This is a genomic window from Actinacidiphila cocklensis, assembly GCF_907177275.1.
GTDB lineage: Bacteria > Actinomycetota > Actinomycetes > Streptomycetales > Streptomycetaceae > Actinacidiphila > Actinacidiphila cocklensis.
Genome location: NZ_CAJSLV010000069.1, coordinates 1 through 6,920, shown reverse-complemented (window position 1 = coordinate 6,920; position 6,920 = coordinate 1). Strand labels below are relative to the sequence as shown.

Below are 6,920 nucleotides of genomic sequence, written 5' to 3'. Positions count from 1 at the left end.
ACCTCCGCCTCCGGCGCCACGGCAGGTGCGGGCACCTCGGCGGCGACGGCCTTACGGGTCCTGCGGCGCGGGGCAGGCTCGGCCACGGCGGCGTCCGCGGCCTTCGCCTCGGCGACGACCTCGGCCGGAGCCTCGGCGGCCTTGCGCGTACGGCGGCGGGGCGCCTTGGGCTCGGCGGCGACCTCGACCTCGGGGGCGGCCACCGTCTCGACGGCGACCGGCACCTCGGCGGTCTCGGCCACCGGGGTCACCGCGGCGCCGGCACCGCTACGGGTCCTGCTGCGGCGGCGGCGCGGCGTACGAGGACCGGTCTGGCCCTCGGCGTCCGGCGCGGACACCGCGGTCGCCGACTCGACGGCCTCACCGGCGGCCGGCACACCCTGCGCGGCCTCGCCGCCGCGGGTCCTGCGGCGCTGCCGCGGGGTCCGCGTACGGGCGGGGCGCTCCTCGGCCGGAGCGGCCTGGCCGCCGCGCCCGCCACCGGCCGGACGGCGGCCGCGGCCACCGCGTCCACCGGTCTCGCCGAGGTCCTCGACCTGTTCGGCGTCGAGGCCCGCCCGGGTCCGCTCGGCCCTGGGCAGTATCCCCTTGGTACCGGCCGGGATGCCGAGCAGCTCGAACAGGTGCGGGGAGGTGGAGTAGGTCTCCTCCGGGTCGTTGAACGACAGGTCCAGCGCCTTGTTGATCAGCTGCCAGCGCGGGATGTCGTCCCAGTCGACCAGGGTGATCGCCGTACCCGAGGCGCCCGCGCGGCCGGTGCGGCCGATGCGGTGCAGGTAGGTCTTCTCGTCCTCGGGGGTCTGGTAGTTGATCACGTGGGTGACGCCCTCGACGTCGATGCCGCGCGCGGCCACGTCGGTGCACACCAGCACGTCGACCTTGCCGTTGCGGAAGGCCCGCAGCGCCTGCTCGCGGGCGCCCTGGCCGAGGTCGCCGTGCACGGCGCCGGAGGCGAAGCCGCGCTTCTCCAGCTGCTCGGCCACGTCGGCGGCGGTCCGCTTGGTGCGGCAGAAGATCATCGCGAGCCCGCGGCCCTCGGCCTGCAGGATGCGGGAGACCAGCTCCGGCTTGTCCATCGAGTGGGCGCGGAAGACGTGCTGCGTCGTGTTCGCGACGGTGGCGCCCTCGTCGTCCGGTGCGGTCGCGCGGATGTGGGTGGGCTGCGACATGTAGCGGCGGGCCAGGCTGATGACCGCGCCCGGCATGGTGGCCGAGAACAGCATCGTCTGCCGCTTCGGGGGCAGCATGCCCATGATCTTCTCGACGTCGGGCAGGAAGCCCAGGTCGAGCATCTCGTCGGCCTCGTCGAGGACCAGGGTGCGCACATGGCGCAGGCTGAGCTTCTTCTGCCCTGCCAGGTCCAGCAGCCGGCCCGGGGTGCCGACGATCACGTCGACGCCCTTCTTGAGCGCCTCGACCTGCGGTTCGTACGCCCGGCCGCCGTAGATGGCGAGCACGCGGACGGCGCGGACCTTGCCGGCGGTCAGCAGGTCGTTGGTGACCTGCTGGCACAGCTCGCGGGTGGGGACGACGACCAGCGCCTGCGGGGTGTCCGTCAGCTGCTCGGGCGCGGCACGCCCGGCCTCGACGTCGGCGGGCACGGTCACCGACTCCAGCAGCGGCAGGCCGAAGCCCAGCGTCTTGCCGGTGCCGGTCTTGGCCTGGCCGATGACGTCGTTGCCCGCGAGGGCGACCGGGAGCGTCATCTCCTGGATCGGGAAGGGAGTGGTGATGCCGACGGCCTCAAGGGCCTCGGCGGTCTCGGGAAGAATGCCGAGACTGCGGAAAGTCGTGGTGGTCAGGATGCTTGCCTCTTCTGTGAGACGCGGCACTGTGCGGCAAGGGGGGTCGAGCAACCCGGCACGCCGTAACACGGCGTAGGTCACTGACCGCGCAGAGTCTTCTTACAGCCCTAGAGGAGCTGTGGAGCGCGGGACCGCTGCCCTCGCTCATGCCGCGAGTGGGCGCCCCTCCCGAAGTCAGGAGGGCGGTCGGTTCGGAGCCGATCGGGCCACCGACCGGGCATCCAAGGTGTTGCACACGTCGCCCGCCGAGGATCGGAACCAGGCCGACTAACGGCGGGTGCATTACCACTCTACCCCGGAAACACGTAGCTGCACCCGATCAAATGTTTCGTTCGGGACATCATCGGGTCACGTGGAGGGTGTCGGCGGCGGCGCGGGACTTGGTTATTGTGCGCTGCATGGAGACGCCTGACGACACCACCAAGCCCGCCGCCGAGTCCGCTGGTCCGGCCACCGGGATCGCCGCACAGGACTGGACGTCCGCGTCCGCCGACCCGCGCTACCGCGCCGCGGTGGTCGACCTGCTCGGCGCCCTGGCGTACGGCGAGCTGGCCGCGTTCGAACGCCTCGCGGAGGACGCGAAGCTGGCGCCCACGCTGGAGGACAAGGCGGAGCTCGCGGCGATGGCCGCCGCCGAGTTCCACCACTTCGAGCGGCTGCGCGACCGGCTCACCGAGGTCGGCGAGTCGGCGAAGAGCGCGATGGAGCCCTTCGCCGCGGCGCTGGAGGAGTTCCACCGCCAGACGGCGCCGTCCGACTGGCTCGAAGGCCTGGTCAAGGCCTACGTCGGCGACTCGATCGCCTCCGACTTCTACCGCGAGGTCGCGGCCCGCCTCGACACGGACACCCGCACCCTGGTGCTCGCCGTGCTGGACGACACCGGCCACGCCAGCTTCGCGGTGGAGAAGGTCCGCGCCGCGATCGAGGCCGAGCCCCGGGTCGGCGGCCGGCTCGCCCTGTGGGCGCGGCGACTGATGGGCGAGGCCCTCTCCCAGGCCCAGCGCGTCGTCGCCGACCGGGACGCGCTGTCCACGATGCTCGTCGGCGGCGTCGCCGACGGCTTCGACCTGGCCGAGGTCGGCCGGATGTTCTCCCGCATCACCGAGGCCCACACCAAGCGCATGGCGGCCCTGGGCCTGGCCGCGTAAGGCCGCGGGCGCGGGCGGCGGCCACCAGGGGCCACCAGGGGCGACCAGGGGCGACCGGCGGCCACCGGCCGGTGCCCCGGGCTGCCGCCCGCGTGGACCCGGCCGGGAACTGCGGGCGACAAGGGGTGTGCGCGCCGCCGGCGCGCAGGAGCCTCCCGCAGATCGGAGCCCTATGCCCTCCGCGCCCATCCGGTCCTTGCCACCCGAGCAGCCCGTCTCCGGCGACCACGACGACGACGCGCAGCGGATCCTGAGGTCGCACGACAGCCCCGAGGCCTTCGCCGGGCTGTACGACCGGCACGCGCCGTCGCTGCACCGCTACGTCACCCGGCGGCTCGGCGGCGTCGCGCCGCCGCCCCCGTCGCGCCGCCCTACCTCTCCGGGCGCGGTGTCGCCGACCACCGGGGGCGGTGAGGACCTCCGTCACGCGCCGTGCGGCGTGACCTTCGCGTGTCGGCCGCGCTTCGCCGGGCGGGCGAGCACGCTCAGGCCGGCGGCGGCCGTCGCGAAGGCCGCCGCGAGGCTCGCGCCCGGGTGGGCGCCGCCGAAGACCGTGTACGCCACCAGGCCGCCGGTCAGGCCGCCCACCGGGCCTGTGGCAAGCAGCAGGGCGGTCGCCGGGAGTCGCGCGGGGAAGAACCGGGCCGCGGCGAAGGCCGCGAGCAGGCCGAGAGCGGCATAGGCGACGATCTGCCAGATCATGCGATCCCCTCCGGTGACGCGGCGTTGCGGACCGTTCCGTAGTCGTCCTACCCCTGGAGGGACCCGGGCAAAACGAAGGGGCGGCAACCGGGCACGCCCGGTTGCCGCCCCTGCTGACCGTTCGTCAGAGAGCCGCGCCGAAACCGACCCTGCGGGCGGCCGGCTCGCCGATCTCGACGTAGGCGAGCCGGTCTGCGGGGATGAGCACCTTGCGGCCGTGCTCGTCCTCCAGGGACAGCAGCTTCGCGGCACCGCTCAGCGCGTCGGCGACGGCCTTCTCCACTTCGGCCGCCGACTGCGCGCTCTCGATGCTGATCTCGCGCGGCGCGTGCTGCACGCCGATCTTGACCTCCACGGCTTGGATACCTCCGATGGTCTGGCGGTGTGCGCGGTTGGTCGCGCCGTACGCTGCCCAGACTAGCCCGCGGCGGCGGCCGTAAATCCGCGCCTCGTACACGCCGTGAGCGAACACCGGGCCGCCGCGGGCGGCCCGGCGTCAGCCGTGCTGGCCGGTGCCCTCGGCGCCGTGCAGCGGGAAGCCGGCGATGCCGCGCCACGCCAGCGAGGTGAGCAGCTGCACCGCGGTCTCCCGCGGCACCTCGCTGCGGCTGGCCAGCCAGTAGCGGGCCACCACCTGGGAGACGCCGCCGAGGCCGACCGCGAGCAGCATCGACTGGTCGCGGGACAGGCCGGTGTCCTCGGCGATGACCTCGCTGATCGCCTCCGCGCACTGCAGCGCGACCTTGTCGACCCGCTCCCTGACCGCCGGCTCGTTGGTCAGGTCGGACTCGAAGACCAGCCGGAAGGCGCCGCCCTCGTCCTCGACGTAGGCGAAGTACGCGTCCATCGTCGCCTCGACGCGCTTCTTGTTGTCCGTGGTGGACGCCAGCGCGCCGCGCACCGACTGCAGCAGTGACTCGCAGTGCTGGTCGAGCAGGGCCAGATACAGTTCGAGCTTGCCGGGGAAGTGCTGGTAGAGCACCGGTTTGCTGACGCCGGCCCGCTCGGCGATGTCGTCCATCGCAGCCGAATGGTAACCCTGTGCGACGAAGACTTCCTGGGCTGCCCCCAGCAGCTGCTCGCGTCGGGCCCTGCGGGGCAGGCGGGTGCCGCGCGGTCGTGCCTGAGTCTGCTCGATGGCTGTCACGCCGCCTCCCATTTCTGCGGAACGAACGAAGAAACGAACGAAAGAACGCTGCGCTGGCCATCGTACTTTTGAGTAACGACCCTGTGCGCCGTACGGGCGCACATTCTCACTTTCTGGATACGGGCGGCCTCGTCCGCATCCGTCCGGTGCGCCGCTTACCGGCAGCGTCCCACCCGCTCAGCGGTAGTCGTCGTCCTCGTCGAGGGCGACCACCCGGCGCTGCTCCGCGGTGTCCGCCGGGTCTGCCTCCCCGTCCCGGTCCGAGGGCCGGGAGGTGACCGGGTCGTCGCGGCGCTGCAGCAGCTCGGTGTGCTGCTCGGCGCTGTCCGCCTCGGGCGCCTCCAGGTCCAGATCGTCGTCGAGTTCGCTCTGGGCGGCGTCGTTGTCGTCCTCGTCGGCTTCCCGCTCGATATGCGCGATCTCGTCGGACATGGCGCCTTCCTTCCCTCGGTCCCCGCCCTTCCCCCTCCTGGACCCCCTCCTTGGAGCCTAGGAGCACGCGGCCGCGCGCGCAGCGCGTACGAGCGCCCCCGAGGCCCCGGGAGGGCGTTGGACGGCCGATTCTGTGCGGTTGTGTTGGGATGAACACACAGCCGTGCACGTGATCGTCTCGTAACATCGACCCATGCCCTCCACGGACTACTCCCAGGCCGCCGCTCCGCCGGCGTCCGTGCCCCCGGCAGGGCCGGTGCTCGCCGACGGGGAGACGTCCAGGACCGTGCAGCTTCCCGGGCTGGGACTGCTGGTTCGCTCACGTGCGCACAGCGGGGCGCGGCCCGGTTCCGGCGATCTCGAACCGGCGATGTTCGTGCACGGCCTCGGCGGCTCGTCGCAGAACTGGTCGGCGCTGATGGCCTCGCTCGCCGACACCGTCGAAGGGCACGCGCTCGACCTACCGGGTTTCGGCCATTCACCGCCGCCCGACGACGGCAACTACTCGGTCGCCGCCCACGCCCGCGCGGTCGTCAGGCTGCTGGAGGCGGAGGGCCGCGGTCCCGTCCACCTGTTCGGCAACTCGCTGGGCGGCGCGGTCACCGTCAAGGTCGCCGCCGCCCGACCCGACCTGGTCCGCACCCTCACCCTGGTCTCGCCCGCACTGCCCGAGCTGCCCCCGCAGCCCAGCGCGGTGCCCACCGCGCTCGCCTCGGTCCCCGGCCTGCCCGCGCTGTACGTACGGGCCACCCGCGGCTGGGAGCCGGAGCGCCGCACCCAGGCGCTGCTGTCGCTCTGCTACGGCGACCCGTCCGTCGTCGGCGGACCCGAGCGGGACGCCTACGCGGCGGAGTACCAGCGCCGGATCGACCTGCCGTACTTCTGGGACGTCATGATCCGCTCCACCCGCGGCATCGTGAACGCCTACACCCTGGGCGGCCAGCACTCCCTGTGGCGCCAGGCGGAGCGGGTGCTGGCGCCGACGTTGCTGATCTACGGTGTACGCGACAAGCTCGTGTCGGTGCGGATGGCCCGCAGGGCGTCGCGGGCCTTCCGCGACTCGCGGCTGCTGACCATCCCCGGCAGCGGCCATGTCGCGATGATGGAGCACCCCGACCTGGTCGACCGGGCCTTCCGTGACCTGCGCGACGAAATCGCCGCCCGCGTACGCGGCGGCGGCGCGGCCGGGGGTACGGTCACGGCTACGACGGACGTGAGCACTGCTGCGAGCGGGAGCTGATCGAGGGCGTGGGCAAACACAGCGCGCGGGACGGCCAGGACGGTCGCGACAACCGCGTACCGCAGACCGGCGGCACCTTCGCGCCGCCCGGCAGCGCACTGGGCACCCCCGGCAGCGGGCGCCGCAGGCGCAGCTCCGGCGGCCCCTACAGCGAGCCGTTCGACCCCTTCGACGACAGCGGCGCCTTCGCGGCCGTACGCCCCCAGGACCTCGCCGCGCGCCCGCCCGCGCACCCCGAGCACCGCGAGCACGGGGCGTACGGCACCCCCGGCAGCTGGACCGGCGCCGGAAGCGGGAGCCGCGGGCTGCCCTTCGACCCGGTCGAGGACTGGGCCGAGGGCTGGGCCGCGCACGACACCGCCACGGCCGCGGCCGACGCGGGGCTGCGGGCGCCGCGGCAGCCGGTGGACACGCCGGGCCGTGCGGTGCCGCGGCCGCGGCAGGAG

Annotated in this window: 7 protein-coding genes and 1 pseudogene; 3 read left to right on the top strand and 5 right to left on the bottom strand. The window is 73.6% G+C overall.

Annotation, left to right across the window (positions count from 1 at the left end; genetic code table 11):
• Positions 1 to 1,706 (bottom strand): DEAD/DEAH box helicase (locus tag NFU81_RS24740; RefSeq protein ID WP_251493900.1); only part of this gene is annotated, 1,706 nt, incomplete at its 3' end.
• A 497-nt stretch (positions 1,707 to 2,203) separates the two neighbouring features.
• Between NFU81_RS24740 and NFU81_RS24735 the strand changes: the two genes are divergently transcribed.
• A complete protein-coding gene (locus tag NFU81_RS24735; RefSeq protein WP_251493707.1) occupies positions 2,204 to 2,953 on the top strand; it encodes a ferritin-like fold-containing protein in 750 nt (249 codons plus the stop codon).
• A gap of 423 nt (positions 2,954 to 3,376) precedes the next feature.
• Here NFU81_RS24735 and NFU81_RS24730 read toward each other — a convergent pair whose 3' ends face one another.
• From NFU81_RS24730 to NFU81_RS24715, 4 genes are all read right to left on the bottom strand, one after another.
• Positions 3,377 to 3,655: a hypothetical protein gene (locus NFU81_RS24730; RefSeq protein WP_251493704.1), complete on the bottom strand. Its 279-nt coding sequence runs from the start codon at positions 3,653 to 3,655 to the stop codon at positions 3,377 to 3,379.
• A 124-nt stretch (positions 3,656 to 3,779) separates the two neighbouring features.
• On the bottom strand, positions 3,780 to 4,010 hold the full coding sequence (locus NFU81_RS24725; RefSeq protein ID WP_251493701.1) for a DUF3107 domain-containing protein: 231 nt from the start codon (positions 4,008 to 4,010) through the stop codon (positions 3,780 to 3,782).
• A 141-nt stretch (positions 4,011 to 4,151) separates the two neighbouring features.
• The gene (locus NFU81_RS24720; protein ID WP_251493698.1) at positions 4,152 to 4,802 is read right to left on the bottom strand and encodes a TetR/AcrR family transcriptional regulator; all 651 of its coding nucleotides are present in this window, start codon (positions 4,800 to 4,802) and stop codon (positions 4,152 to 4,154) included.
• Positions 4,803 to 4,979: 177 nt separating this feature from the next.
• Positions 4,980 to 5,234 carry a hypothetical protein gene (locus tag NFU81_RS24715; RefSeq protein WP_251493695.1) on the bottom strand — a complete coding sequence of 85 codons (255 nt, stop codon included), beginning with the start codon at positions 5,232 to 5,234 and terminating at the stop codon, positions 4,980 to 4,982.
• Positions 5,235 to 5,427: 193 nt separating this feature from the next.
• Here NFU81_RS24715 and NFU81_RS24710 point away from each other — a divergent pair, with 193 nt between their 5' ends.
• Together NFU81_RS24710 and NFU81_RS24705 are read left to right on the top strand one after the other, a co-directional pair.
• Positions 5,428 to 6,474 (top strand): alpha/beta fold hydrolase, encoded by a 1,047-nt coding sequence (locus NFU81_RS24710; RefSeq protein ID WP_251493693.1) that lies wholly within the window; start codon positions 5,428 to 5,430, stop codon positions 6,472 to 6,474.
• Positions 6,475 to 6,482: 8 nt separating this feature from the next.
• Positions 6,483 to 6,920, top strand: a pseudogene (locus tag NFU81_RS24705) (hypothetical protein); the annotation flags it as partial.